Below are 24,665 nucleotides of genomic sequence, written 5' to 3' on the forward strand. Positions count from 1 at the left end.
ATGTCAACTCGCCGCGCGGGCGATGCGTTATGGAGCCTGTGCGTCAGTATTTGCCGAGGCGGAAAGGCGAGAGCCAACCCGTCCGGTGGCGACCGGGAGCCCGGCGCGACTGATGTTCCGATGCGGATGCCTCGCATCTCTTACCGGTACGTTTGACTTTTTCTCCGCTAAAGGAAGAACAATGAAGAAGACGCTCGCTTCGATCATGACCGCAGCATTCGCTCTCGCATCGGTTTCGGCATTCGCACAGGCGTCGGCGCCGGCAGCCGACACGTCGGCCGCTGCACCGGCACCGGCCAAGAAGGATCACAGCAAGCCGAAGCACCAGCTGAAGCAACACGGTTCGGCCAAGGGCAAGGCGAAGGCCGCAGCCGCTTCGGCCGCCGGCACGAACGACGCAGGCACGCAGAACTAAGCACGCTTCACCGGGCCGGCGCTGCCGGCCCTCTGTCGCGAAACCCCGCACGCTCCGGCCTGCGGGGTTTTGTTTTTTCAGGCGTCCGCCACGTCCGGAACGACGCAGGCGCGCAGAACTAAGCACGCTCCGCCGGGGTCGCCGCTGCCGGCCGGCCGTCGCGAAACCCCGCATGCTTCGGCCTGCGGGGTTTTGTTTTTTCAGGCGTCCGCCACGTCCGCGACGTCGAGGGCATCGGGCGGCGGCGCGCGCATCGCATCGACCACCGCGCGCATGCGCCGCCAGTGCGACCCTTCCCAGAACACGCGCCGGCACACGTCGCACGCGGCAAAGCGCCGGTGCCGCTGGCGCACGCCCGGCGGCACGCGCGGCGCGGCGTCCGCCGCATCGAGCGCGTGCAGCGGCGCGTTGCAGCGCAGGCACAGCCGGAACGGCCGCATGTGCGGCGCGAGATCGAGCCGCGCGAACAGCTCGCGCAGCTGCGCGTCCGGCTGCTGCGCATGCAGGTAGCAGCCGCGCACGACCGCGCGGCGCTTCAGCAGCTCGCGGTCGCGGGTCAGCACGATCCGGCCTTCGCGCGCGGCGAGCGCAGCGAGTTCGTCGTCGCGGTAGTGGTTGTCGTAGCAGGTGTCGAAGCCGGCGAGGCGCAGCAGCTGCGCGAGGCCGCCGAGATGCGCGTCGGCGACGAAGCGCCAGCGGTCCGGTTGCGGCAGCGGCGAGGCGGCCGCCGGCTGCGCGCGCTCCGGATGGATGTCGACGCGGTCGCCGTCGCCGAGCGGCCGGTCGAGGGCGGCCGGTGCGCCGTTCACGCAGAGCAGGCCGATTTCCGTATGCGGGACGCCGAGCGCCTCGACCGCGTGCTTGACCGTCGCGTCGCGCGCAAACGCATGCGCGAACGCGCACTCGCGCTGCTCGCGCGCGAGAAACGCGTTCAGTTCGCCGTGGAAGCGGAAGGTCGCGGTCGCCATTGGCGCAGTATCGCACCGCGCACGGCCGGTCGCCGGGGGCTGCAGGCCGCCGCCATCTGTGTTTAACTCCCCGCTTCACGGGTCGAAGGAGCGGGGAAATGGATCTCGGATTTATCGGGCTGGGCGAAATGGGGCAGGCGATCGCGACGAACCTGCTGAAGGCGGGGCACGCCGTGCGGGTCTGGAACCGGTCGCGCGAGCGCGCCGAGCCGCTCGCCGCGCTGGGCGCGCAGATCGTCGCGACGCCGGCCGATGCGTTTCGCGGCGATGCCGTGTTCTCGATGCTCGCCGACGACGCGGCCGCGCGCGAAGTATTCGACGACGCGCTGCTCGCGCAGGCGCCGCGCGGCCTGATCCACGTGAACATGGCGACCGTGTCGGTCGCGCTCGCCGAGTCGCTCGCGCACGCGCATGCGTCGCGCGGCCTCGAGTACGTCGCCGCGCCCGTGATGGGGCGCCCGGACGTCGCAGCCGCCGCGCGGCTGACGATCATGGCCGGCGGCCCGGCCGAGGCGATCGACCGCGTGCAGCCGCTGTTCGACGCGATTGGCCAGAAGACCTGGCGGTTCGGCTCGCTGCCGCAGCATGCGAACGTCGCGAAGATCGCGGCGAATTTCACGCTCGCGTCGGCGATCGAGACGCTCGGCGAGGCGTCCGCGCTGCTCGGCGCGCACGGCGTCGCGATGCGCGATTTCCTCGACGTGATCACGAACAGCGTGTTCCCGGGGCCGGTCTACGCAGGCTACGGCGGGATGATCGCCGAGCGCAGCTACGAACCCGCGCGCTTCAAGGCGCGCCTCGGGCTGAAGGACGTGCGGCTCGCGCTGGAGGCCGGCGACGCGGCGTCGGTGCCGCTGCCGGTGGCGAGCGTCGTGCGCGACAGCCTGCTCGATGCGCTCGCGCACGGCGGCGGCGAACAGGACTTCGCGGTGCTCGGCGAAGTCGCGCTGCGCCGCGCGGGCCGCTGAGCCGGCACGGGACAAAAACGCCGCGCGCACGGCATAATCGACATTTCATTTCTCTTTCGGTCGGGGCGGTCATGAACCTGCATACGTGGTGGCTTTTCGTGGCGACGGTGTTCGTCGTGTCGGCGATTCCCGGTCCGAACATGCTGCTCGTGATGACGCACGGCGCGCAGCATGGGCTGCGCCGCTCGGCGTCGACGATGGCCGGCTGCCTGAGCGCGCTGGTGCTGATGCTCGCGGTGTCCGCGGCGGGGCTCGGGGCGGTGCTCGAGGCGTGGCCGGCGACGTTCGATGCGTTGCGCTTCGCGGGCGCCGCCTACCTGATCTACCTCGGCGTGAAGGCGTGGCGCGCACGCGTCGACGACGCGCCGGCCGCGGACGTCGATGCGGTTTCGCAAGGCGCGTCGGCATCACGCTGGGCGCTGTTCCGCAACGGTTTCCTGGTCGCGGGCAGCAACCCGAAGGCGATCCTGTTCGCGGCCGCGCTGCTGCCACAGTTCATCAATGCAGCCGAGCCGACGCTGCCGCAGTTCTGCATCCTCGTCGTCACGTTCGCGGTGATCGAGGTCAGCTGGTATCTCGTCTACGCGTCGTTCGGCACGCGCATCGGCGCGACGCTGAAGAGCCAGAGCGTCGCGAAGGTGTTCAACCGGCTGACGGGCGGTATCTTCGTCGGCTTCGGCGCGATGATGGCGCTGGTCCGTCACTAATTTCGGCCTGCGCGGCCCACGCGGCCCGCCGGACGCCCCGCGCCTCGTCAGAGGGCGGGGCGTTTTCATATCCGGGCCCGCGTTACGCGCGCGGCCACGCCGCGGTGCCGCTCCGGCGCCCGCCCGACAAGCCGAACGCCGCGGCCGCGCCCGCGAACGCGAAGCCGACGCCGCACACGGCGCTCCACCCGCCCCACGCCCATGCGCTGCCCGCCAGCGCCGCGCCGAGCGCGCCGCCGACGAAGAACAACCCGACGAACAGCCCGTTCAGCCGCCCGCGTGCGGCCGGGTTCAGCAGGTTGATTTCCCGGCGGCCGATCGTCTGGTCGACGATCACGCCCGCGTCGAGCAGCGCCGCGCCGCCGGCCAGCAGCGCCAGCGCGACGCCGCGATGCGCGTGCGCATCGAAGCCGAACCAGCCGGCGCCGGCGATGCCGAGCACAGTGAGCGCCGCGAGCATCGTCACGTGCGCGATGCGCTGCGCGGCCGGGCCGTGGCCACGATCGCCGGCATGGCCGGCCAGCGGCGTGACGATCGCGCCGCTCGCGCCGGCGAACGCGAACAGCGCGATGCCGTGCAGGTCGAGGCCGAACGGCGGCTGCGCGAGCCGCAGCCCGACGGCGGTCCAGAACGCGCTGAACGCGGCCATCGCGAGCGCGGCCGACAGCGCATGCCGGCGCAGCACCGCTTCGTCGGCCAGCAGCCGGCCCATCGACGCGAGCAGCGCGCGATAGCCGGCCGCAGCCGGCGGCACGCGCGGTGGCAAGCGCAGCGCGAGCACTGCCGCGATCGCCGCGTTCGCGAGCGCGGCCAGCGCGTAGAACGCGCGCCAGCCGGCCGTGCCCGCGATCAGGCTGGCGAGCGGCCGTGACAGCAGGATGCCGAGCATCAGCCCGCTCATCACGTTGCCGACCGCGCGGCCGCGCTGCGCTTCGGGCGCCATCGACGCGGCCATCGGCACCAGCATCTGGATCACGCTCGACGCGGCGCCGGCGGCCAGCGTCGCGAGCAGGAAGAGGGTGCCGGACTGCGTGAACGCCGGCAGCGCGAGCGCGGCCGCGCACGCGACGAGCGTCGCGACGATCAGCCGGCGGTTCTCGAGCAGGTCGACGAGCGGCACGAGCAGCACGAGGCCGGCTGCGTAGCCGAGTTGCGGCAGCGTCGCGACGAGGCCCGCGAGACCGGGCGGCAGGTGCAGGTCGGCGCTGATCGGGCCCGTCAGCGGTTGCGCGGCGAACAGGTCCATCACGATCACGCCGACCGTCGCGGCGAAGAAGAGCGTCATGCCCGTGCTCAGCACGGGCGGTGCAACGTGCGCGGCGCGGCCGGGGGCGGGGCGGGAGTCGGCAGGGCAGTTCATCGGAAACCTGGGGGCGTCGAGCGAAGGAATCCCCATCGTAGGTGCCGGATGTTTATGCGACAATTGAAATATGTCTAACATGATTATGCGAGTTTGCTTTGAATACGCGTGATCTCCAGGCGTTCGTCGCGGTGGTCGACAGCGGGTCGATGGTCGCGGCCGCGGCGAAGCTCCATCTCACGCAGCCGGGCCTCACGCGACGCGTGCAGAACCTCGAGACGCTGTTGGGCATGCCGCTGCTCGAGCGGCAGAGCAAGCCGCTGAAGCCGACCGCCGCCGGGCGCGACGTCTATGCGCTCGCGCGCAACGTGCTGGGTGCGGTCGATGCATTGATGGCGGCCGGCGCGCCCGACAGCGAGCCGTCGGGCGAACTGCGCATCGGCGTGCCGCCGTTCCTGTCCGAGCTGGCGCTCGAGCGGCCGATCGACCGGCTGCGCGACGCGTTTCCGCGGCTGACCCTGCGCGTGACGGCCGGCTGGTCGCCGGCGCTCGTGCAGGGCATCGAGCGCGGCACGCTCGATGTCGCGGCGGTCATGGTGCCGGCCAGCGCGGCGCTGCCCGATACGCTGACGGCCACGCCGCTCGGCACGCAGCCGACGGTGCTGGTCGCCGCGCGCGATTTCCCGCTGCCGGCCGGTCCGCTGTCGCTCGACGTGCTATCGGGTTTTCCGTGGGTGCTGAGCCAGGACGGCTGCGGGATGCGTTCGGCACTGAGCCGTGCGCTCGGCGCCGCGGGGCTGCCGTTCGACGTCACGGTCGAGGCGTTCGGCTCGGAGCTGCAGCTGTCGCTCGTCGCGCGCGGTGCCGGCATCGGGATCGCGTCGCCGAACGCACTGGCGCGCAGCAAGCATCGCGATGCGCTGAGGGTGGTGGAAACGGCGGGGCTGGAAACGCGGATCAACGTGTGGATCGTGCACGGCGCGCTGCCGGGCCGGCTGACGCGGCCGGTCGCGCTGCTGCGCGACACGCTGGGCGAGGTGCTCGACCGGGAGAACGGGAAGGGGTCGGATTCGAACTAGCGATCTAGAGTGCGCAGTCGAGGGAAAATCCTTATTTTCTCTACGGAAATGTTGCAATGCAGAAATTGATTCGCTATAGTTACACCTGTCTCCTCCATGTCTCCTCTGATATGGATTCAGCCCGCCTCTTAGGCGGGCTTTTTTTTGCCCGCGTTTTTTGCGCGGGCCGTCCGCTCATCCTCCGTCGCCGCCGTCAGAACTTGTAGGTCATCCCGACGTAGCTGATGATCGGATCGGCCTTCAGGTCCGATTTCGACTCGGAGAGCACCGTGCCGTCGGCCGCCTTGATCGTCACCGTCGACGTCGTCTTCAGCGGGATGTAGGTCACCGACGCGACCAGCCCGAAATGCTCGGTCATGTTGTACTGCAGGCCCGCGTTGAACACCGGCTGCCATGACGACGACGCCTTCGCCTCTACCGATGTCGTACCCGGCTTGCCCGCGCCCGCGGCGAGAATCGCGCCGAGGTTGTCCTGCGTCTGCTTGATGAAGTTCGTGTTGAGTTGCAGGTCGCTGAACCAGTTGTACGACACGCCGAGGCCGAGGAACGGCCGGAACTTCGCGGTCGCCGCCCCGAAGTAGTACTGCAGGATCGCCGCCGGGCTCCACTGCCGCACGCTCTTCACGATCGGGTTCACCGAGGCGAGGCCGATGTTCTGCGTGCCGAGCGCGCCGGCCGGGCCGGGCGGCTTGATCGTGCCTTGACCCGACACCTTGAACACCGGCGGCACGCCCGCCACCGACGTGACCGCGATGTGATCGGTCAGGAAGTGGCTGACCGTCAGGCCGACCGTGTCGGCGCCGCTCGTACGCAGCCCGGTGCCCGGCGACGTGAACGACGGCGGCAGCCGCAGCGGCGTGTTGATCGGCGTCGGCGCGACGTTGGTCGTCATCGGCGTGCTGCTCTGCTGAGGCATCACGTGGAACCAGCCCAGCGTGACGACGTTGCTGCCGGCGCTCTGCGCGTGCGCCGCGAGCGGCGCCAGGGCGGCGGCGCCGGCCGCCGCGCAGAGAAGGGTCTTCTTCATCACGGCTTCCCCCGCTTACTGGACGAACGCGCCGATCGTGAAATACGGCGTCGAACCCGCGTTGTCGAGGAAACCGAACACGCCACCCGTGAAGATGAACTTGCCGGTCGGCGACGTGCTGCCCGAACCCGTGTGGATCGTCGTGACCGTGCCCGGCACCTTCTGCGTGTAATCCAGGTCGAGCGCGGTCGCGAGCGAGGCCTGCGACGGCTGGAACGGATCGAGCAGCGTGGCCTGGTTGTTGATCAGCGCGGTGGTCCGGTAGTCGAACTGGCTGTCTACGCCGATGTATTCGCCGTTTTGCGACCCCGCCGCGATCGCGGTCTGCGGCGCGAGGATCGAGATGCTCGATTCGTCGTCGGCGGTCAGGCCCGGCACGCCGTTGCTGTCGGGCGTCGGGTTCGGGTTCGCGACACCCGTGCGCACGAGGATCGGCACCAGCTGGTTGCGCAGCTTGCCGACGATCATGAAGCCCTTGCCTTGCGGCGTCGCCGACAGCGTCGGGCTGAGCTGGCTCCGGTAGTTGTTGCTCTGGAACGCGCCGCTGCCGTCGGCCGACTGCACGAAGTTCGTGCCCTGCTGCATGCACGCGCCGCCGGCGAACTGGCCGGTCGTGTCGCACTTGGTCCACGTGCCGTCCGCGTTGATCGTCACCTTCGCATCGATCGACGCCGGCGCGAATTTCTGCGACGGCACTTCGCCGAAGCCGATGTGGCTGTACGTGCCCGCGACCTTCGTGATGTCGGTTTCGATCGACGAGAAGCCGATGAACGGGTAGTACGGGAATTTCGTGTCGGGCACCGCGGCCTGGCCGAGCACGCCGTCGAACTGGATCTCCTTGCCGGGAATCGTGCCGCCCGCGACACCGAAGCCGACGAAGATGCGCGCCGGACGCGACGCATCGAGGCTCGCGCCGTTCAGCCGGAATGCGCACTGGTTCAGCTTGTTGGTCGGCAGCATCGTTTCCTGCGTGAGCGTGCCGCTGTCGACGGTGCCTGCGCGGGTCGGCGTAACGGTGCCGGTCTTTTGCGGCACCGGCGATTCGACATAGGTGACCTGCCAGGTCATCTTGGTCGTGTCGAGCTGGACCTTGGCCAGTTCGCCGCTGCCCGCGCCGCCGGTGTACACGGTGTTGTAGTCGAGCGTGGCGGGGCAGAGCCGGTCTTCGACGAGCGGGGGCGGGTTGTCGCCGCCGCCACCGCCGCATGCGGAAAGAAGGGGGGCGGCAAGGGCCGCCGCGAGAACGAGGTTGCGCTTCATGTTGCTCCTCCAGATTTGTCTTGTCGGGCGGCCGGCTCCCTGTCGGCCGCTTCTGTTGCTTGTGCTCGTGCTGCTGCGCCGTGCCGGGCGCCGTCGTTGCGTGCCTTCCCTGCATCCCGCGGCGGCGCACCGGCCGCCGCGTCCTCGATCGTTACTTGCTGATCTGCGCGCCCACGCCGAAGTACGGTGTCGACGACGTGCTCGAGTTCGCCGACGTCGACGTGACGCCGCCGTTCACCGTGCCCTGGATCAGCGCCGCGTACAGGCCGCCCGTCGCGATCACCACGCCCGATGCGGACGGATAGGTCGCACCGTTCGCCGGCGTCGTCGTCGTGTTCAGCAGGCCCGGCGTTCCCTGACCGTAGTCGAGCGTGAAGGCGTCTTCCTCGGCCTGCGTGGTCGGGTTGATGAACGACGCGTTGCTGCCGCGGATCAGTGCCGCCGTGTACTTGAAGTTCGAATCCGCGCCCGCGTAGCCGCCGTCGATCGCGCCCGACTGGATCGCCGTTGCCTTGCCGAGCACCGCGATGCCCGATTCGTCGTCGACCTTGGCGTCGGTGTGCAGCGCGAGGTCGGTGCCCAGATACACGTAGCCCGTGCGGACCACCACCGGCACGGTTGCGCCGTTGAGCTGGCCGATGACCATGTGCGCGGTCGCCGACTTGCCGGTCGTGCCGACGATCGGCAGCGCCGTCTGCGGCAGGATCTGCGGTGCCTTCGTGCTGTCGAGGTAGCCGCCGTTCGCGGTGTTGACGGTCCACGGATCGCCGGTCGTCTGGCAGCCCCCCGCACTCGTCGACGTGCACGCGCCGTTCGCATCGAACGTCTCGCTCGAATTCGTGCCCTTCGTCGCGTAGTTGCCCGACGGCACGAGGTGGTAGAGCAGCGCGTTGTAGGTGCCCGGCAGCTTCGTGAGGTCGGTCGTCGTGTTCGCGAAGCCGAGGAACGGGTAGAAGTCGAAGTGGCGGTTCGGCACCTGGCCGACGTTCTTGTAGATCGGGACGCCGGCGACGGTGATCGTCAGCCCGTCGTACTGCACCGTCGCGCCGGGGATGCCGCCGCCCGCGACACCCATGCCGACCAGCAGCATCGGCGGGTTCGCCTGGTTGAAGTCGGCGGCCGTCGAATAGGTCGAGCCGTTCGGTGCCTTGCCCGAACCCGGCGTGAAGACGAACGCGCAGCGCGTCTGCTCCGCGGTCGGCAGCGCGCCGGTCGGCGGGTGGATGACCTTGCCGGTGATCGTGGTGCCGGCGCGGCTCGGCGTGACCGTGCCGGTCGCGAGCGGAATCGGCGATTCGAGCCACTTGAGCGTGTACGTCATCGCGACCGCGTCGATGTTGACGCTGACGATCTCGCCGCTGCCGGCGCCGCCGAGGTAGGTGCTCTTCACGATGTCGGCATCGGCCGGGCACAGCGCGCCGTTGACGGGCTGTGACGGCGGCGGCCCTTGCGTGCCGCAGCTCGATCCGGAACATTGAGGGGCCTCGATCGGCGCGGGCGAGCCGCCGTCTCCTCCCCCACAGGCAATCAGGAAAGGGGCGATGGCAAAGGCCGTTGCCACCCCCTTTGATAAGGCGTGCGACATGCCGCTGTCTCCAATCGTTTAATTGTGCGAGCTAATGTCGCTGCCAGGATTTTTGCTGTCAATTGATGAACTCGTCTAAAAAAGACGATTGAAACAACGTGCGCGCGATGAATCCTTGCGGGATAGCGCTTTCAGTAAGAATTAAAACGCGCGGAGGGCGCTGGAGTGCTGCCGGAGTGGGGCGGCTGCCACGCACGGACGGCGCTCGAGGCCTTCACGCGTATAACGGCAGCGTTTAAAGCGGCGATATCCGGTTTATCCCTATTCGGGATTGACTGGAGAAAGGGGCAAATTAATTTGCCGGCAATTACGCAATGGAAAGCTTGTAAATATTTGTAAATGTGTGATCCGGATTTTTATTTATTGCTTGATGCGGGCAAATAAAAAGCCGGCCAGCGGCCGGCTTTGCATCGCATGCAAGTTGAATCAGCGCTTGAGGCCTTGATCCTCGGCGGCGCCGATGTTGAGGTTCATGCACTGGATCGCGGCGCCCGATGCGCCCTTGCCCAGGTTGTCGAGGCGCGCGACCGTGACGAAGCGCTCCTCGTTGCCGAACACGAACAGGTCGACGCGGTTCGTGTCGTTGTTCGCCTGCACGTCGAAGAAGCCGCTGTCGAGGTTCGCCTCCGCGTTGAACGGCGCGACGCGCACGAACGGCTCGTCCGCGTAGTACTCGGCGAACACGCGCTGCACGTCCTGCGGCGTCGCGCGCTTCGCGAGCTGTTCGGGCGAGAAGTAGGTCGTCACGGCCAGGCCCTTCAGGAACGGCCCGACGATCGGCGTGAAGATCGGCGCGTGCGCGAGGCCCGTGTGTGCGGCCATTTCCGGCAGGTGCTTGTGCGCCAGCGCGAGCGCGTACGGACGCGGGCTCGCGAGCTTGCCGCCCGGCGCCGCGTTTTCGTATTCGGCGATCATCGACTTGCCGCCGCCGCTGTAGCCGGTGATCGAGTAGCTGTGCGCGGCGAAGGTCGGCGCGACGATGCCGGCATCCACGAGCGGACGCATCGCGAGCACGAAGGCCGACGCGTGGCAGCCCGGCACGGCGATGCGTTTCGACGTGCGAATCTTCTCGCGCTGCGCGCGGGTCAGTTCCGGCAGGCCGTATGCCCAGTCGGCGCTCGTGCGGAACGCGGTGCTCGCGTCGATCAGCGTCGTGTCCGGGTTCTCGACCAGCGATGCCGATTCGCGCGATGCGACGTCCGGCAGGCACAGGAACGTGACGTCCGACGCATTGATCAGGCGGCGGCGCTCGTCGACGTCCTTGCGCTTCGCTTCATCGATGCGCAGGATCTCGATGTCGCTGCGCGCCGACAGGTATTCGAAGATCTTGAGGCCGGTCGTACCTTCCTGGCCGTCGACAAAAACTTTGGTGCTCATTTCGCTCTCACTGAATGAAACGGGAGCCGCGGCGCCCTGAAACCGCCATTTTAAGACGTCATCCGGCGGGCCTGCACCGCACGGGGCGAAAAAAAGACGGCCCGCGGGCCGTCTTGTGTCCCTGTCACGCGCCTGCGCCGCGTTGCCGTGTCACCGGCGGCGCGAGCGCTCGCGCGTGCCGCCGCGTTCAGCGGCCGCCGGCCAGCCAGCGGGCGGTCGCTTCGGCGACGCGCCGCCCGAACGCCTTCGCGGTCTCGAGGTCGCCGGGCAGCGGGCCCTCGTCGGGCGTCGCGTCCGCCGGCGACTGCGCGAGCAGGCCCGTGAAGCCGCCGACGTAGTTGATGTCGTTGCGGGTGGCCGCCTTCGAGTTGGCCGGCATCATGCCCGTGCCGACCCACACCATCCCATGTTGCATCGCCAGCGTGACGAAATACTGAATCGTCGAGAACTTGTCGCCGTTCATCGTCGCGGAGTTCGTGAAGCCCGCGGCGATCTTGTCCTTCCATTTCTGCGTGAACCACGGTTTCGACGTGGCATCGGCGAACTGCTTGAACTGCGCGGACGGGCCGCCCATGTAGGTCGGCGCGCCGAAGACGATCGCGTCCGCCGCGTCGAGCGCGGCCCAGCCCGCGTCGTCGAGCTCGCCGACGGCGATCAGGCGTGCGGTGGCGCCGGCGTCCTGCGCGCCTGCATGGACGGCGTCGGCCAGTTTCTGCGTGTGACCGTAGCCGCTGTGATAGACGATGACGATGTTCGACATGAAGCGTTCTCCGGAAGGGGACGAAACGGCGGGCACCGCGGCCAGCCGCGTCACGCGCCGCGGTCGGGCGGCGCGACGGATGCGCGGCGGGATGCCGCGACCGGTGCCGCCGAGTCTAGCAAGCCGAAATGACGGGAGAAAAGCGCGCGGGCGGCGCACAGAAATTCGCAGGCGCGGACAATCGCGACCGGCGACCGGCGACCGGCGACCGGCGACCGGCGACCGGCGACCGGCGACCGGCGACCGGCGACCGGCGACCGGAAACTGGAGATCGGCGACCGGCAACCGGAGACACACGGCACACGCCTCACGGCGGACACGCGAGCGCTTACTGCCCGTACGTGACCGTGAGCTGTGCGGTGCCGATCGTCAGCGTGCCGATTTCGTGCTCGAACATCGGGGCGGGGCGTCCTTGCCCGATGCGCATGTCCGTGCCCTTCAGCGCGTAGACGGTGATCACGTAGCGGTGCGGCTTGCCGGGCGGCGGGCACGGGCCGCCGTAGCCGTCGATCCCGAAGTCGTTGCGCGCCTCGCTCGCACCGATGCGACGCAGGAAGCCCGACGCGCTCGCGTCGGCCGGCAGGCTCGTGACGCTCGCCGGGATGCCGGCGACGGCCCAGTGCCACCAGCCGTGCCCCGGTGCATCGGGATCGAAGATCGTGATCGCGTAGCCGCGCGTGCCGGGCGGCGGGTTGCGCCACCTGAGCTGCGGCGAACGGTTGTCGCCCTTGCAGTCGCCGCGGTCGAACACGTTCGCGGCGCCGACGCGCCCGCCGGGCGTCAGCTCGTCGCTCGACACGGTGAACGGGCCTTCCGCGCGCGCGGGCAGGGTGGTGAACGCAGCGCACGCGGCGGCGGCGCAGAGCAGGACGGCGATGAACGGAGACGAACGACCCGGGGACGCAGGCGAAGTGATCCGGCGATCCACACGCATATGGCGCTTCTCCCGTCACGTGGGCCGGGCCGATGCTCCCGGCATTGTTGGCGTTGTGCGTTGCCCGCGCAGCTGATGGCGACGATGGATCAAGTCTAGCATTAGGGTTCGATGAGCGATGCATGCCGTGGCCCGCGATTCGGGCCGGCCGCGATGCCGATCGACGGACGAAAAAAAACCGCTCGCGGCCAGGCGAGCGGTTTTTTCAGCCAGGGTGCCGGCTGCGTGCCGGCTCGGCGTTACTCCTTCGGGGCCGTCGCGCCGCCGTGCGCGGCCGACCACTCGGCCGGCGCGTGCAGGAACTTCTCGACTTCGTCGAGCGTCTTGGTCTCGAAGTAGCCCGACGCCTTCGCGACGCGCAGCACGTCCCACCAGGTCGCCAGCGCGTGCAGGTCGACATCGATGTCCTTCAGGACCGACACGCTTTCCTTGAAGATGTTGTAGTGGAACAGCACGAAGCAGTGGTTCACCGTCGCGCCTGCGGTGCGCAGCGCGTTGACGAAGTTGATCTTGCTGCGGCTGTCGGTCGTCAGGTCTTCCACCAGCAGCACGCGCGAGCCTTCTTCCAGATGACCCTCGATCTGCGCGTTGCGGCCGAAGCCCTTCGGTTTCTTGCGCACGTACTGCATCGGCACCATCATGCGGTCCGCGAGCCATGCCGCGAACGGGATGCCGGCCGTCTCGCCGCCCGCCACCGAGTCGATCTGCTCGAAGCCGACGTCGCGCATGATCGTCGTTTCCGCCATTTCCATCAGCGCACGACGCACGCGCGGATACGAGATCAGCTTGCGGCAGTCGATGTAGACGGGGCTTGCCCAGCCGGACGTGAAGATGAACGGTTTTTCGGCGTTGAAGTGCACCGCCTGCACTTCGAGCAGGATTTTGGCGGTCGTATCCGAGATCGACTGACGATCGTAGCCTGTCATGGGCATTCCTTGGGTGATGAGCGAAGAGCGGGCGCGGGCCCGGTGGCGCAGCAAGGGGAACCTGCCCGAGGGGCCGGGGTGCGATCGACGGACCCATCGGGCCAACAATCGCATCGCTGCGCGCGTAGCCCGCTATTTTACCCGATTCAGGCCGGTTTTCGGCGGAATTCGCGCAGGTTCGGCGCGCGGCTCGCCACCGGTGAAACAAACGGGGCACGACCAGCCCGATGCTGATGGCGAGGATGCCGCGCTGCACCAACAGGCGGCATTTAGGGGGTGTACACTAGGCGACCCTTAGAAATCGTTCAGTACTTTGTACTTTCCTCTTGCCACCCGCCAAGGTTCGATGGCGTGCCGACCCGGCGCGTCGCGTGCCGTCTCGCAGTCGACCACCCCCTCGATTCAAGCAGACGCGGCCCAAGGTGCTGTGTACTGAACCGTCAAAAATTTCGCATGTCTCTCGCAGGTCAATCATGGACGAACAACTGAAGCAGGCCGCTCTCGCTTATCACCTGAACCCGAAACCCGGCAAGATTTCGGTCACCCCGACCAAGCCGCTGTCGAACCAGCTCGATCTGTCGCTCGCGTATTCGCCGGGCGTCGCCGCGGCGTGCGAGGCGATCCACGCCGATCCGCTCGACGCGCAGAAGTACACGTCGCGCGGGAATCTCGTCGGCGTCATCACGAACGGCACGGCCGTGCTGGGCCTCGGCAACATCGGCCCGCTGGCCGCGAAGCCGGTGATGGAAGGCAAGGGCTGCCTGTTCAAGAAGTTCGCGGGCATCGACGTGTTCGACATCGAACTGTCCGAGTCCGACCCCGACAAGCTCGTCGAGGCGATCGCGATGCTCGAGCCGACGCTCGGCGGCATCAACCTCGAGGACATCAAGGCGCCGGAGTGCTTCTACATCGAGCAGAAGCTGCGCGAGCGCATGAAGATCCCCGTCTTCCACGACGACCAGCACGGCACCGCGATCATCGCGTCGGCCGCGATCCTGAACGGCCTGAAGGTCGTCGGCAAGAAGCTGTCCGAAGTGAAGCTCGTGTGTTCCGGCGCGGGCGCGGCAGCGATCGCTTGTCTGGACCTGCTGGTGAACCTGGGTCTCACGAAGTCGAACATCCTCGTCGCCGATTCGAAGGGCGTGATCTACGAAGGGCGCGGCAACCTCGACCCGTCGAAGCAGCGCTATGCGGCGACCACCGACGCGCGCACGCTCGCCGACGCGATCGTCGGCGCGGACGTGTTCCTCGGCTGCTCGAGCGCGGGCGTGCTGAAGCAGGACATGGTCAAGACGATGGGCGAGCGCCCGCTGATCCTGGCGCTCGCGAACCCGGAGCCGGAAATCCGCCCGGAAGACGCGAAGGCCGTGCGCCCGGACGCGATCGTCGCGACCGGCCGTTCGGACTACCCGAACCAGGTCAACAACGTGCTGTGCTTCCCGTTCATCTTCCGCGGCGCGCTCGACGTCGGCGCGACGACGATCACGGAAGAAATGAAGCTCGCGTGCGTGCGCGCGATCGCCGAGCTGGCGCAGGAAACCGACCAGAGCGAGGAAGTCGCGAAGGCGTATGAAGGCCACTCGCTCGAGTTCGGGCCGGACTACCTGATTCCGAAGCCGTTCGATCCGCGCCTGATCATCAAGATCGCGCCGGCCGTCGCGCAAGCCGCGATGGATTCGGGCGTCGCCACGCGTCCGATCCAGGACATGGACGCATACCGCGAGCAACTCGGCGCGACCGTCTACCGCACCGGCATGGTGATGCGCCCGGTGTTCGCGACCGCGAAGACGAAGCAGGCGCGCATCGTGTTCGCCGAGGGCGAGGACGAGCGCGTGCTGCGCGCCGCGCAGTTCGTGCTGCAGGAAAAGATCGCGAAGCCGATCATCGTCGGCCGTCCGTCGGTCGTCGAGATGCGCCTCGCGAAGATCGGCTCGAAGCTGAAGGCGGGCGTCGATTTCGAGATCGTGAATCCGGAAGACGATACGCGCTACCACCGCTACTGGCAGGCGTACCACGAGATCGGCGCGCGTGACGGCGTCACGCCGGAAGTCGCGAAGGCCGCGCTGCGCAAGTTCAACACGCTGATCGGCGCGATGCTCGTGCACCTGGGCGACGCGGACGGCATGATCTGCGGGATGATCGACACGTACCACACGCACCTGAAGTTCATCGAGCAGGTGCTGGGCCGTGCGCAGGGCGCCGAGCACTACGCGGCGATGAACCTGCTGATGCTGCCGGGCCGCAACCTGTTCCTGTGCGACACGTACGTGAACGAAGTGCCGAGCGCGGAACAGCTCGCCGACATGACGATCCAGGCGGCCGCCGAGATCGAGCGTTTCGGCATCGCGCCGAAGGCCGCGCTGCTGTCGAACTCGAACTTCGGCAGCGCGCCGTCGGCATCGTCGCGCCGCATGGCCGAGGCCCGCAAGCTGATCAGCGAGCGTGCGCCGACCCTCGAAGTCGACGGCGAAATGCACGGTGACGCGGCGCTGTCGGAAGCGGTCCGCAAGGCCGCGTTCCCGGGTACGACGCTGTCGGGCGAAGCGAACCTGCTGATCATGCCGAACGTCGAAGCGGCGAACATCGCGTACAACCTGCTGAAGATGGTCGGCGGCGAAGGCGTGACGGTCGGCCCGTTCCTGCTCGGCGCCGCGAAGCCGGTCCACATCCTGACGCCGGCCGCGACCGTGCGCCGGATCATCAACATGACGGCAGTGGCCGCCGCGAACGCGAACACGAAGTAAGTTCGCGCCCGCGTGCGCCGCGCGTCATGCGCGGCGCAATGAAAAACGCCACGGAACCTGCGTTCCGTGGCGTTTTTTTATGCACTGCCGTGGGCGGGGCTACGCGGCGGCGGGCGTCCCGACCGCGAACACCCGCCGCGCGCCGTCACGCGACCTGCTGATGCGACTGGCCGCCCGTCGGCGAACGCCACTTCGCGAGCAGCGTGTCCCACTTCTGGCGTACCGCGCGCAGGTTGTTCTCCTTCACGTGGCCGTAGCCGCGAATGCCGTCCGGCAGCGCCGCGAGCTCGAGCGCGAGCGGGCGGTTGGCCGCGTTCAGCTTGCCCAGCACTTCGCCGATCAGCGCTTCGTACTCGCTGATCAGCGCGCGCTCGGTGCGGCGCTCCGCGGTGCGGCCGAACGGGTCGAGCCCCGTGCCGCGCAGGAACTTCGCCTTCGCGAGCAGCCGGAACGCCGACAGCATCCACGGGCCATACGCCTTCTTCACGAGATGGCCGTGTGCGTCCGTTTTCGCGAACAGCGGCGGCGCGAGGTGGAACTTCAGTTTCCAGTCGCCTTCGAACTGCGACGACAGGCGCGCGAGGAACGCGGGATCGGACTGCAGCCGCGCGACCTCGTACTCGTCCTTGTACGCCATCAGCTTGAACAGGTTGCGCGCGACCGCTTCGGTCAACGGCTCCTGCACGGCGTCGCCGTCCGCCAGCGCGCGTTCGGCCGCCCGCACCGTGTCGACGAAGGCCGCATAGCGCGATGCGTACGCGGCGTTCTGGTACGCGGTGAGGAACTCCACGCGCTTCGCGATCAGTGCGTCGACCGCCTTCTTCGTGTGCAGCGCGATCACCGTGGCGCCCTGCGCGTGGCGTGCATCGCCGGCCGCAGCCTGCTTCACGCTCGCGAGGTCGTGCGCGGCGCGGCGGCCCCAGTCGAACGCCGCGCGGTTCTTCTCGACCGACACCGCGTTCAGCTCGATCGCGCGTTCGAGCGACGCGAGCGTGAGCGGCAGCCAGCCCTTCTGCCACGCGTAGCCGAGCACGAACGGGTTCGTGTAGATCGCGTCGCCGAGCAGCGCAACCGCGAAGCGGTTCGCGTCGATGAAGTCGACGGCTTCACCGGCTGCCGCGCGGATGTCGTTCTCCGCGGACAGGCCAGGGAACGCCCAGTTCGGGTTCTTGATGAACTCGGCGGTCGGCGTCTGCGCGCTGTTGACGACCACGCGTGTCGCATCGTGCCGCATCCGCGACGTGCATTCGTCGCCGGCCGTGACGATCGCGTCGCAGCCGATCACGAGGTCGGCTTCGCCCATCGCGATCCGCGTCGCGTGGATGTCGGTCGGCGCGTGCGAGATCTGCACGTGGCTCATCACGGCGCCGCCCTTCTGCGCGAGGCCGGTCACGTCGAGCACGGTCACGCCCTTGTTCTCCAGGTGCGCGGCCATCCCGAGCAGCGCGCCGATCGTGACCACGCCCGTGCCGCCGACGCCCGTGACGAGCACGCCGTACGCACGGTCGATCGCCGGCAGCGTCGGCTCCGGAATCGGCGGCAGCGCGCCGCCGTCGACCGACACGGCCTTCGGCTTCTTCAACTGGCCGCCTTCGACCGTGACGAAGCTCGGGCAGAAGCCCTTCACGCACGAGAAGTCCTTGTTGCAGCTCGACTGGTTGATCTGGCGCTTCGTGCCGAATTCCGTTTCGAGCGGCTCGACCGACAGGCAGTTCGACTTCACCGAGCAGTCGCCGCAGCCTTCGCACACCGCGTCGTTGATCACGACGCGCTTCGCCGGGTCCGGATACGTGCCGCGCTTGCGGCGGCGGCGCTTCTCGGTCGCGCAGGTCTGGTCGTAGATCAGGATCGTCGTGCCCTCGATCTCGCGCAGCTCGCGCTGCACGTCGTCGAGCTGGTCGCGGTGATGAATCGTCACGCCCGGTGCGAGCAGGGCTTTCTGGCTGTCGTACTTCTCCGGCTCGTCGGTGACGATCACGATCTTCTTCGCGCCCTCGGACGCGAGCTGGTGCGTGATCTGCGGCACCGTCAGCACGCCGTCGACCGGCTGGCCGCCCGTCATCGCCACGGCATCGTTGTAGAGGATCTTGTAGGTGATGTTCGCCTTCGACGAGATCGCCGCGCGCACCGCCAGCAGGCCCGAGTGGAAATAGGTGCCGTCGCCGAGGTTCGCGAACACGTGCTTCTCGTCGGTGAACGGTGCCTGGCCGATCCACGGCACGCCTTCGCCGCCCATCTGGCTGAAGGTGCTCGTGCTGCGGTCCATCCACACCGTCATGTAATGGCAGCCGATCCCGGCGATCGCGCGCGAGCCCTCCGGCACGTTGGTCGACGTGTTGTGCGGGCAGCCCGAGCAGAACCACGGCTTGCGCTCGGTCTGCACATGCGGCTTCGCGAGCGCCATTTCCTTCGCGTTGATCACCGCGAGCCGCGCGGCGATGCGCGCGCGCACGTCGGACGGCAGCTCGAACTTCTCGAGGCGCGTCGCGATCGCCTTCGCGATGATCGCGGGCGACAGTTCGTAGTGCGCGGGCAGCAGCCAGTTGCCCATCGGCACCGACCATTCGCCGCCGGCGCCGTCCTTCTCGTCGAACTTGCCGAACACGCGCGGGCGCTGCGCATCGGGCCAGTTGTACAGCTCTTCCTTGATCGCGTATTCGAGGATCTGGCGCTTTTCCTCGACGACGAGGATTTCGTCGAGGCCGCGCGCGAACGCCTGCGCGCCCTGCGCTTCGAGCGGCCACACGCAGCCGACCTTGTACAGGCGGATGCCGATCCGCGCACAGGTTTCGTCGTCGAGGCCGAGGTCGGTCAGCGCCTGGCGCACGTCGAGGTACGCCTTGCCGCCCGTCATGATCCCGAAGCGCGCATTCGGCGAGTCGATCTCGATCCGGTCGAGCTTGTTCGCGCGCACATAGGCGAGCGCCGCGTACCACTTGTAGTCGAGCAGCCGTGCTTCCTGCACGAGCGGCGGGTCCGGCCAGCGAATGTTCAGGCCGCCTTCCGGCAGGATGAAGTCGGTCGGCAGCACGATCTCGGTGCGATGCGGGTCGATGTCGACCGACGCCGACGATTCGACCACGTCCGTCACGCACTTCAGCGCGACCCACAGGCCCGAGTAGCGGCTCATCGCCCAGCCGTGCAGGCCGAAGTCGAGATATTCCTGCACGTTGGACGGGAACAGCACCGGCAGCCCGCAGGCCTTGAAGATGTGTTCGGACTGGTGCGCGAGCGTCGACGATTTCGCCGCGTGGTCGTCGCCGGCGAGCACGAGCACGCCGCCGTGCTTCGACGAGCCGGCCGAGTTCGCGTGCTTGAAGACGTCGCCGGTGCGGTCGACGCCCGGCCCCTTGCCGTACCACATGCCGAACACGCCGTCGTGCTTCGCGCCGGGGTACAGGTTGACCTGCTGCGAGCCCCACACGGCGGTGGCGGCGAGATCTTCGTTGAGGCCGGGCTGAAAGACGATCTGGTGGGCCGCCAGGTGCTGCTTGGCTTTCCAGAGCGACAGATCGAGGCCGCCGAGCGGCGAGCCGCGGTAGCCGGAAATGAAGCCGGCCGTATTGAGGCCGGCGGCGCGGTCGCGCTCCTGCTGCAGCATCGGCAGGCGCACGAGCGCCTGGATGCCGCTCATGTACGCGCGGCCGCGTTCGAGCGTGTATTTGTCGTCAAGCGTGACGGACTTCAGCGCGGCTTCGAGCGATGCGCGTTGGCCTGCGTCTAGCGGGGCATTCATTAACAGTCTCCTCCACCCAGTTTGGGATCACCAAAGCTTCGATTGCGTCGACGTCTTGTGAACGTGTCGGCAGTGGCCGGCATATTGGCCGGTTTTAAGTGATGGTAGCACTGGGATAAACCCGCCGACCACCGGCCGGCGTGCCGCGGCACGCCGACTAAATGGCGCGACTATGCGTTACATCATGTAAAGGCATGTAAAGGCGCGCCCATCATCGGACAAATGCCGTTAATCTTGTCGGCCTGCCGGAGGTGCCCGGTCGCGTCGGCTCGTTTCGACGCAACCGGGGAGGCGCCGGCAGTTTTACAGGAGGTGCAATGAACACACGTCATATCCAGAGTTTCCTGATCGTGTCCGCCGCGTTCTTCGCGATGACCGGCCCGGTGCACGCGCGCGGCGCGAGCGCACTGGCGGCAGCCGGCGCGCAGATGCGTCAGATCGCGCCGGCGCAGGATGCCGACGCACAGCCGGCGGCCGCGCGTGCGGTCGTGTCGCAGGCGAACGTGCGTTGATCCGTTCGCGCGGCCGCCGGGCCGCGCCGGAATGACGAAAGGGCGGGAATCGCAGGATTCCCGCCCTTTTTCCTTGTGCCGCCGATGTTCGCGCGGACGCCCGGGCCCGCCGGGCGCCGCGCGGCCTTCTGCGTCAGGCCTTGTCCTGGACCACGCCGCGGCGGATCTGGTCGAGCTCGATCGATTCGAACAGCGCCTTGAAGTTGCCTTCGCCGAAGCCCTGGTTGCCCTTGCGCTGGATGATCTCGAAGAAGATCGGGCCGATCTGGTTCTCGGTGAAGATCTGCAGCAGCAGGTCGTCGCGGGCGCCGTCGATCAGGATCTTGCGCTTCTTCAGCTCGTCCAGCGATTCGCCGTGGTTCGGCACGCGGCGGTCGACCAGCTCGTAATACGTGTCGATCGTGTCGAGCAGCTTCACTTCCTTGCTGCGCAGGCCGTCCACCGCGCCGTAGATGTCGTTCGTGCCGAGCGCGATGTGCTGGATGCCTTCGCCGTGATAGGCGTCGAGGTATTCCTGGATCTGGCCGGCCGTGTCCGAGCCTTCCTCGTTGATCGGAATCCGGATCTTGCCGCACGGCGACGTCATCGCCTTCGACTTCACGCCCGTCACCTTGCCTTCGATGTCGAAATAGCGCACTTCGCGGAAGTTGAACAGCCGCTCGTAGAACTCGGCCCATTCCTGCATGCGGCCGCGATGCACGTTGTGCGTCAGGTGGTCGATGTAGGTGAGGCCGTGGCCGACCGGGTTCGGGTTCGCGCCGGCGATCGGTTCGAAGTCGACGTCATAGATGCTGATGTCGCCGATCGCGCCCGGTTGCGCGCCGTTCTTGCCGCGCCAGCGGTCGACGAAATAGATCAGCGAATCGCCGATGCCCTTGATCGCCGGGATGTTCAGCTCCATCGGGCCCGTCTTGTTGTCGAAGCCCCACGCGCCGAGTTCGAGCGCGTGCTGGTAAGCCTTCGCGGCGTCCTGCACGCGAAATGCGATCGCGCAGATCGACGGGCCGTGCAGGCGCGCGAAGCGCTGCGCGAACGAATCGGGCTCGGCGTTGATGATGAAGTTGATGTCGCCCTGGCGGTAGACCGTCACGTCCTTGTGACGATGGCGGGCGATCGCGGTGAAACCCATCCGCTCGAACAGTTGTCCGAGCGCTTTCGGATCCGGCGCGGTGTATTCGATGAATTCGAAGCCGTCGGTGCCGACGGGGTTGTCCCAGTTGGGGATCTGCATGTCGTGTCTCCTGTGCGGGGCGATCGGCCGGCGCGACGTGCGCGTGTGCGGCCCGGTTCGATGTCGAACGCGGCGCACGTGTCGGCGTGCGCAACGAATCGGTACGTGCGACAAAGTGTAGCGGGCAGGCGCGAGCGAAAACTTGCGAACTTAATCGTCCGTGCCTACGATGGCGCAATTTCCAGTCTGGAAATAATCAACGGAGGGCAGAAAATGGCGCAAGCCGAATTGGATGCCATCGACCGGCGGATTCTGGCGATTCTTCAGGAGAACGGCCGCCTGTCGAACCAGGAGATCGCCGAGCGCGTGAACCTGTCGCCGAGCCCGTGCCTGCGGCGGATCCGGCGGCTCGAGGAGATCGGCGTGATCACCGGCTACGTCGCGCTGCTCGATCCCCAGAAGCTCGGGCTCGACCTGCTGGCGTACGTGAGCGTACGGCTCGAGAAGCGTGGTGGCCTGGCGCCGGTCCGTGCCGACGAGACGTCGGCGCGCGCGGGTGCGACCCACGCGGAACTGTTCCGCGCGGCCGTGCAGACCTGGCCGGAGGTGGTCGCGTGTCATGCGATGACGGGCGACATGGATTACCTGCTTCGCGTGCAGGTCGAGGACATGGCGCACTTCTCCCGCTTCGTGCAGGAGCACTTGCTGCACCATCCGTCGGTGATCGACGTGAAGACGAGCTTCTCGCTCGAGTGCTTCAAGGAGACGACGGCGTTGCCGATCCGGTCGGTGCGCTAGCGTGCGGCGCGGGGAAGGCGAGAAGGAAGGGAAGGCCGGGCGCCCCGCAGGGCAGCCCGGTCGGTCGATGTTACGCCGTCAGCGCGGCGGGCATCAGCGATTCGATGAACTTCGACGTGCGGTGCGCCTGGCGCTTGAGCGCGTAGTCGAACACCGCGGCCTGTTCCTGCAGCATCTCGGCGAGGATCGTCGCGTGGTCGGCCGGCGGCAGCGACAGGTACGCATCGGCTTCGCCGTACGCGTATTCGATCCGCATCCCGGATTTCTTCGCGATGTGCATCATCGTCGCGTTGCGCGACAGGCAATGCATGTACAGCATCGTCACGCGGGTATTGCGGCTGCGGATCGCCGCGCGCTCGAACAGCTTCGAGCCGACGCCGCGGCCGCGGGCGCTTTCGAGCACCGACACGCCGAATTCGGCCGTGCGCTTGTCGCCTTCCGCGGGCAGGTACGCCAGGTGGCCGACGCCGATCAGTTCGAGCCCATGGTCGAACACACCGAACACCGTGTCGCGACCGAAGTCGATCGTACGGACATAGTTCTCGATCACGTGATCGGGCACCATCTGGCCGAAGCGCAGCAGGCGGTCCTCTTCGTTGAGCGAGAGAAAGTGGGTGAGCATTCGCTCACGGTCTTTGGAAGCCAGTTCCCTGACGAGAACCGGCGCAGTACCGGCGTGGCCGACAGCATCGGCACGGCGGTCGAGTTGCGTGTTCATCGTGGGTTCCTCAGTCTGTAGCCGCACAAGCAGCTTGTGCAATGCAACAGCATTTTACCCGAGCGGGTTGGGGAAAACCCGTATTTGACGTTATTTGTGCCGAGGACGAATTCTAAATCCGCTTAGTTCATTTTCTATCTATTTGATTTATAAGCGATTTAAAATTCATCACATGAAATGCGCGGCGGCCTGTCGCAGTGTACCCGCTGCGCAACGCATGCTGCTGCGCGGCAATCACGCGCCGGACGACAGCCCGTGCTCCATCAGGTCGATCACCTGCTCGGCGAAGTCGCGGTAGCCGAGGCGGCCGCCCGGCTTGAGCCATGTGAACGTCCAGTTGATCATCCCGAACACCATCATCGTGACCGACGTCTGGTTTTCCTTCGAGATCCGGTCCGGATAGGCGCGCGCGAGCTGGCGCGCGAATGCCGCGACGATGTCGCGCTGGCGGTCGAGCACGATTTCGCGCTGGGCGTCCTCGAGATACTTCACGTCGTTGAGCAGCGCGACATGGCGGCTGTGCGACGTCTCGTACTCGGCGAGGAACGCGCGCACCAGCTCGGCGAACGCGTCGCGTTCGCTGAGGCCGCGCCGCTGGCTCGCACCTTCAACCTCGGCGATGATCAGCATCAACCGCTTCGTGTAGCGGTCGAGCAGGTCGAACAGGATCGCTTCCTTGCTCTCGTAATAGTGATAGAGACGTGCCTTCGACGTGCCGCTCGCGGTCGCGAGATCGGACATCGACGTGCTTGGGTAGCTCGTCTGCGCGAATTTCTCGGCGGCGAGATCGAGGATCTGCTCGCGCTGGGATTCGTGGTCGGGCGCTCGGGTACGGGCCATGGTCGAATGCGAAAGAGTAGCGTTAGCGAGGCGCGGCGGGCGCGCGCACCTGCGTGGAAGAAAGGGCGGCCGGCGCGTCGTCCTGCAGCTCGAGCCGGCCGGCTGCCGCGAGTTCGCGGCAGCGCCACCAGGCGATCGAGTCGCTGACGAACAGCCCGCCGCGGTCGGCGCCGGCCATGATGCCGCCGACGACGCGTCGCGCGGGCAGCCAGCCGGTTTCCGCGTGCGCGACGATCAGCGCGTCGAGGTCCGCGTATTGGCCGCTCTTGATGGTGTTGCTGACCCAGTAGCGCAACTCGGCATTCAGGTGCTTCGCCTCCTGCCATTCGAGTGCGAGGCGGCCGATGCGCAGCACCGAGATCGGTGCGGCCAGCGGCCGTTTGCGCGCGAGCGCCGCCGGCGAGAACATCCCGGTCGAACAGGCCTGGTCGGTGCGGGTCAGCGCCGCGCGCTGCGGCGCATCGAGGTCCGCGGCCGACAGCCGCACCTCGTTCAGGCGCTGCGGCACGTTGCGCAGGTGATAGGCGACGCGGCGCAGCAGCAGCTTGTCGCCGACGCTCGGCGCGTGCCAGACGACCACCTGGCCCGTCTCGGTCGCGAGCTGGTCGAGGCGGGCGAATTCGCCTTCGATTTCCGCGTTCCAGTCGGGAATCGCGTCGCCGAGCACGCGCTGCCAGAAGGCGGCGCGCGTGTCGGGCGTCTCGTCGGCGCCCTTCAGCGGACCGACCGCGAGATCGTCGAGCAATCCGACGACGCGCTCGTCGCGTCCGGCTTGCGCGAGGGCCTCGCGCAGCGACGCGGCGGCGGTGCCGCCCTGAATCACGTGAATGGTACTCATCG

At 67.7% G+C, this 24,665-nt stretch carries 21 protein-coding genes; 7 read left to right on the forward strand and 14 right to left on the reverse strand.

The window, feature by feature from the left end; translation table 11 throughout:
• Positions 1-181: 181 nt before the first annotated feature.
• On the forward strand, positions 182-415 hold the full coding sequence (locus DIE02_RS30140; RefSeq protein WP_044846339.1) for a hypothetical protein: 234 nt from the start codon (positions 182-184) through the stop codon (positions 413-415).
• A 200-nt stretch (positions 416-615) separates the two neighbouring features.
• Here the strand turns inward: DIE02_RS30140 and DIE02_RS30145 are convergent, their stop codons facing one another.
• Entirely contained in the window at positions 616-1,383 is a 768-nt protein-coding gene (locus DIE02_RS30145) for a Mut7-C RNAse domain-containing protein (RefSeq protein WP_124489228.1), read from the reverse strand.
• 56 nt (positions 1,384-1,439) lie between these two features.
• Here DIE02_RS30145 and DIE02_RS30150 point away from each other — a divergent pair, with 56 nt between their 5' ends.
• Together DIE02_RS30150 and DIE02_RS30155 are read left to right on the forward strand one after the other, a co-directional pair.
• Positions 1,440-2,351, forward strand: a complete 912-nt coding sequence (locus DIE02_RS30150) for an NAD(P)-dependent oxidoreductase (protein WP_260427334.1) — start codon at positions 1,440-1,442, stop codon at positions 2,349-2,351.
• Positions 2,352-2,422: 71 nt separating this feature from the next.
• Positions 2,423-3,058: a LysE family translocator gene (locus DIE02_RS30155; protein ID WP_044846336.1), complete on the forward strand. Its 636-nt coding sequence runs from the start codon at positions 2,423-2,425 to the stop codon at positions 3,056-3,058.
• A gap of 82 nt (positions 3,059-3,140) precedes the next feature.
• Here the strand turns inward: DIE02_RS30155 and DIE02_RS30160 are convergent, their stop codons facing one another.
• Positions 3,141-4,418, reverse strand: coding sequence for an MFS transporter (locus tag DIE02_RS30160; protein ID WP_124489244.1), 1,278 nt, complete (start codon positions 4,416-4,418; stop codon positions 3,141-3,143).
• Between the two features lie 98 nt (positions 4,419-4,516).
• On the opposite strand from DIE02_RS30160, the gene DIE02_RS30165 reads away from it, so the two are divergent.
• The gene (locus tag DIE02_RS30165) at positions 4,517-5,437 is read left to right on the forward strand and encodes a LysR family transcriptional regulator (protein ID WP_124489229.1); all 921 of its coding nucleotides are present in this window, start codon (positions 4,517-4,519) and stop codon (positions 5,435-5,437) included.
• Between the two features lie 193 nt (positions 5,438-5,630).
• Here DIE02_RS30165 and DIE02_RS30170 read toward each other — a convergent pair whose 3' ends face one another.
• From DIE02_RS30170 to DIE02_RS30205, 7 genes are all read right to left on the reverse strand, one after another.
• Positions 5,631-6,464: an OmpW family protein gene (locus tag DIE02_RS30170; RefSeq protein ID WP_044846333.1), complete on the reverse strand. Its 834-nt coding sequence runs from the start codon at positions 6,462-6,464 to the stop codon at positions 5,631-5,633.
• Positions 6,465-6,479: 15 nt separating this feature from the next.
• Entirely contained in the window at positions 6,480-7,724 is a 1,245-nt protein-coding gene (locus DIE02_RS30175) for a DUF2957 domain-containing protein (protein ID WP_124489230.1), read from the reverse strand.
• 151 nt (positions 7,725-7,875) lie between these two features.
• Positions 7,876-9,309, reverse strand: a complete 1,434-nt coding sequence (locus tag DIE02_RS30180; RefSeq protein WP_124489231.1) for a DUF2957 domain-containing protein — start codon at positions 9,307-9,309, stop codon at positions 7,876-7,878.
• A gap of 426 nt (positions 9,310-9,735) precedes the next feature.
• Positions 9,736-10,686, reverse strand: coding sequence for an N-acetyl-gamma-glutamyl-phosphate reductase (gene argC / locus DIE02_RS30185; RefSeq protein ID WP_124489232.1), 951 nt, complete (start codon positions 10,684-10,686; stop codon positions 9,736-9,738).
• Between the two features lie 187 nt (positions 10,687-10,873).
• On the reverse strand, positions 10,874-11,446 hold the full coding sequence (locus tag DIE02_RS30190; protein WP_044846329.1) for a flavodoxin family protein: 573 nt from the start codon (positions 11,444-11,446) through the stop codon (positions 10,874-10,876).
• A gap of 328 nt (positions 11,447-11,774) precedes the next feature.
• Positions 11,775-12,380: a YbhB/YbcL family Raf kinase inhibitor-like protein gene (locus DIE02_RS30200; RefSeq protein ID WP_124489233.1), complete on the reverse strand. Its 606-nt coding sequence runs from the start codon at positions 12,378-12,380 to the stop codon at positions 11,775-11,777.
• Between the two features lie 239 nt (positions 12,381-12,619).
• Positions 12,620-13,306, reverse strand: a complete 687-nt coding sequence (locus DIE02_RS30205) for an orotate phosphoribosyltransferase (RefSeq protein ID WP_006752465.1) — start codon at positions 13,304-13,306, stop codon at positions 12,620-12,622.
• Positions 13,307-13,779: 473 nt separating this feature from the next.
• Here DIE02_RS30205 and DIE02_RS30210 point away from each other — a divergent pair, with 473 nt between their 5' ends.
• Complete coding sequence (locus tag DIE02_RS30210) at positions 13,780-16,050, forward strand: NADP-dependent malic enzyme (RefSeq protein ID WP_124489234.1); 2,271 nt, start codon at positions 13,780-13,782, stop codon at positions 16,048-16,050.
• Between the two features lie 145 nt (positions 16,051-16,195).
• Here DIE02_RS30210 and DIE02_RS30215 read toward each other — a convergent pair whose 3' ends face one another.
• Positions 16,196-19,786 carry an indolepyruvate ferredoxin oxidoreductase family protein gene (locus tag DIE02_RS30215; RefSeq protein WP_124489235.1) on the reverse strand — a complete coding sequence of 1,197 codons (3,591 nt, stop codon included), beginning with the start codon at positions 19,784-19,786 and terminating at the stop codon, positions 16,196-16,198.
• Between the two features lie 317 nt (positions 19,787-20,103).
• Here DIE02_RS30215 and DIE02_RS30220 point away from each other — a divergent pair, with 317 nt between their 5' ends.
• On the forward strand, positions 20,104-20,298 hold the full coding sequence (locus DIE02_RS30220) for a hypothetical protein (protein ID WP_124489236.1): 195 nt from the start codon (positions 20,104-20,106) through the stop codon (positions 20,296-20,298).
• Between the two features lie 133 nt (positions 20,299-20,431).
• Here the strand turns inward: DIE02_RS30220 and hppD are convergent, their stop codons facing one another.
• Positions 20,432-21,529 carry a 4-hydroxyphenylpyruvate dioxygenase gene (hppD, locus tag DIE02_RS30225; protein ID WP_124489237.1) on the reverse strand — a complete coding sequence of 366 codons (1,098 nt, stop codon included), beginning with the start codon at positions 21,527-21,529 and terminating at the stop codon, positions 20,432-20,434.
• A gap of 213 nt (positions 21,530-21,742) precedes the next feature.
• On the opposite strand from hppD, the gene DIE02_RS30230 reads away from it, so the two are divergent.
• Positions 21,743-22,267: an Lrp/AsnC family transcriptional regulator gene (locus DIE02_RS30230; protein WP_011655746.1), complete on the forward strand. Its 525-nt coding sequence runs from the start codon at positions 21,743-21,745 to the stop codon at positions 22,265-22,267.
• Between the two features lie 70 nt (positions 22,268-22,337).
• On the opposite strand, the gene DIE02_RS30235 is transcribed toward DIE02_RS30230, so the two are convergent.
• The 3 genes from DIE02_RS30235 to DIE02_RS30245 form a co-directional block, all read right to left on the reverse strand.
• Positions 22,338-22,985 carry a GNAT family N-acetyltransferase gene (locus tag DIE02_RS30235; RefSeq protein ID WP_044846322.1) on the reverse strand — a complete coding sequence of 216 codons (648 nt, stop codon included), beginning with the start codon at positions 22,983-22,985 and terminating at the stop codon, positions 22,338-22,340.
• A 234-nt stretch (positions 22,986-23,219) separates the two neighbouring features.
• Positions 23,220-23,825, reverse strand: a complete 606-nt coding sequence (locus DIE02_RS30240) for a TetR/AcrR family transcriptional regulator (protein ID WP_059682891.1) — start codon at positions 23,823-23,825, stop codon at positions 23,220-23,222.
• A gap of 22 nt (positions 23,826-23,847) precedes the next feature.
• Positions 23,848-24,663, reverse strand: coding sequence for a DUF1835 domain-containing protein (locus DIE02_RS30245; protein ID WP_124489238.1), 816 nt, complete (start codon positions 24,661-24,663; stop codon positions 23,848-23,850).
• Positions 24,664-24,665 lie beyond the last annotated feature (2 nt).

Origin of the sequence: Burkholderia sp. Bp8991 (assembly GCF_003853795.1) — a bacterium.
GTDB lineage: Bacteria > Pseudomonadota > Gammaproteobacteria > Burkholderiales > Burkholderiaceae > Burkholderia.

What these genes read in the sequence shown, in the direction of transcription:
- DIE02_RS30140 (WP_044846339.1), top strand. Translation starts at nt 182, where the DNA reads ATGAAGAAGACGCTCGCTTCGATCATGACCGCAGCATTCGCTCTCGCA.
- DIE02_RS30145 (WP_124489228.1), bottom strand. Translation starts at nt 1,383, where the DNA reads ATGGCGACCGCGACCTTCCGCTTCCACGGCGAACTGAACGCGTTTCTC.
- DIE02_RS30155 (WP_044846336.1), top strand. Translation starts at nt 2,423, where the DNA reads ATGAACCTGCATACGTGGTGGCTTTTCGTGGCGACGGTGTTCGTCGTG.
- DIE02_RS30160 (WP_124489244.1), bottom strand. Translation starts at nt 4,418, where the DNA reads ATGAACTGCCCTGCCGACTCCCGCCCCGCCCCCGGCCGCGCCGCGCAC.
- DIE02_RS30170 (WP_044846333.1), bottom strand. Translation starts at nt 6,464, where the DNA reads ATGAAGAAGACCCTTCTCTGCGCGGCGGCCGGCGCCGCCGCCCTGGCG.
- DIE02_RS30175 (WP_124489230.1), bottom strand. Translation starts at nt 7,724, where the DNA reads ATGAAGCGCAACCTCGTTCTCGCGGCGGCCCTTGCCGCCCCCCTTCTT.
- DIE02_RS30180 (WP_124489231.1), bottom strand. Translation starts at nt 9,309, where the DNA reads ATGTCGCACGCCTTATCAAAGGGGGTGGCAACGGCCTTTGCCATCGCC.
- argC (WP_124489232.1), bottom strand. Translation starts at nt 10,686, where the DNA reads ATGAGCACCAAAGTTTTTGTCGACGGCCAGGAAGGTACGACCGGCCTC.
- DIE02_RS30190 (WP_044846329.1), bottom strand. Translation starts at nt 11,446, where the DNA reads ATGTCGAACATCGTCATCGTCTATCACAGCGGCTACGGTCACACGCAG.
- DIE02_RS30200 (WP_124489233.1), bottom strand. Translation starts at nt 12,380, where the DNA reads ATGCGTGTGGATCGCCGGATCACTTCGCCTGCGTCCCCGGGTCGTTCG.
- DIE02_RS30205 (WP_006752465.1), bottom strand. Translation starts at nt 13,306, where the DNA reads ATGACAGGCTACGATCGTCAGTCGATCTCGGATACGACCGCCAAAATC.
- DIE02_RS30210 (WP_124489234.1), top strand. Translation starts at nt 13,780, where the DNA reads ATGGACGAACAACTGAAGCAGGCCGCTCTCGCTTATCACCTGAACCCG.
- DIE02_RS30215 (WP_124489235.1), bottom strand. Translation starts at nt 19,786, where the DNA reads ATGAATGCCCCGCTAGACGCAGGCCAACGCGCATCGCTCGAAGCCGCG.
- DIE02_RS30220 (WP_124489236.1), top strand. Translation starts at nt 20,104, where the DNA reads ATGAACACACGTCATATCCAGAGTTTCCTGATCGTGTCCGCCGCGTTC.
- hppD (WP_124489237.1), bottom strand. Translation starts at nt 21,529, where the DNA reads ATGCAGATCCCCAACTGGGACAACCCCGTCGGCACCGACGGCTTCGAA.
- DIE02_RS30230 (WP_011655746.1), top strand. Translation starts at nt 21,743, where the DNA reads ATGGCGCAAGCCGAATTGGATGCCATCGACCGGCGGATTCTGGCGATT.
- DIE02_RS30235 (WP_044846322.1), bottom strand. Translation starts at nt 22,985, where the DNA reads ATGAACACGCAACTCGACCGCCGTGCCGATGCTGTCGGCCACGCCGGT.
- DIE02_RS30240 (WP_059682891.1), bottom strand. Translation starts at nt 23,825, where the DNA reads ATGGCCCGTACCCGAGCGCCCGACCACGAATCCCAGCGCGAGCAGATC.
- DIE02_RS30245 (WP_124489238.1), bottom strand. Translation starts at nt 24,663, where the DNA reads ATGAGTACCATTCACGTGATTCAGGGCGGCACCGCCGCCGCGTCGCTG.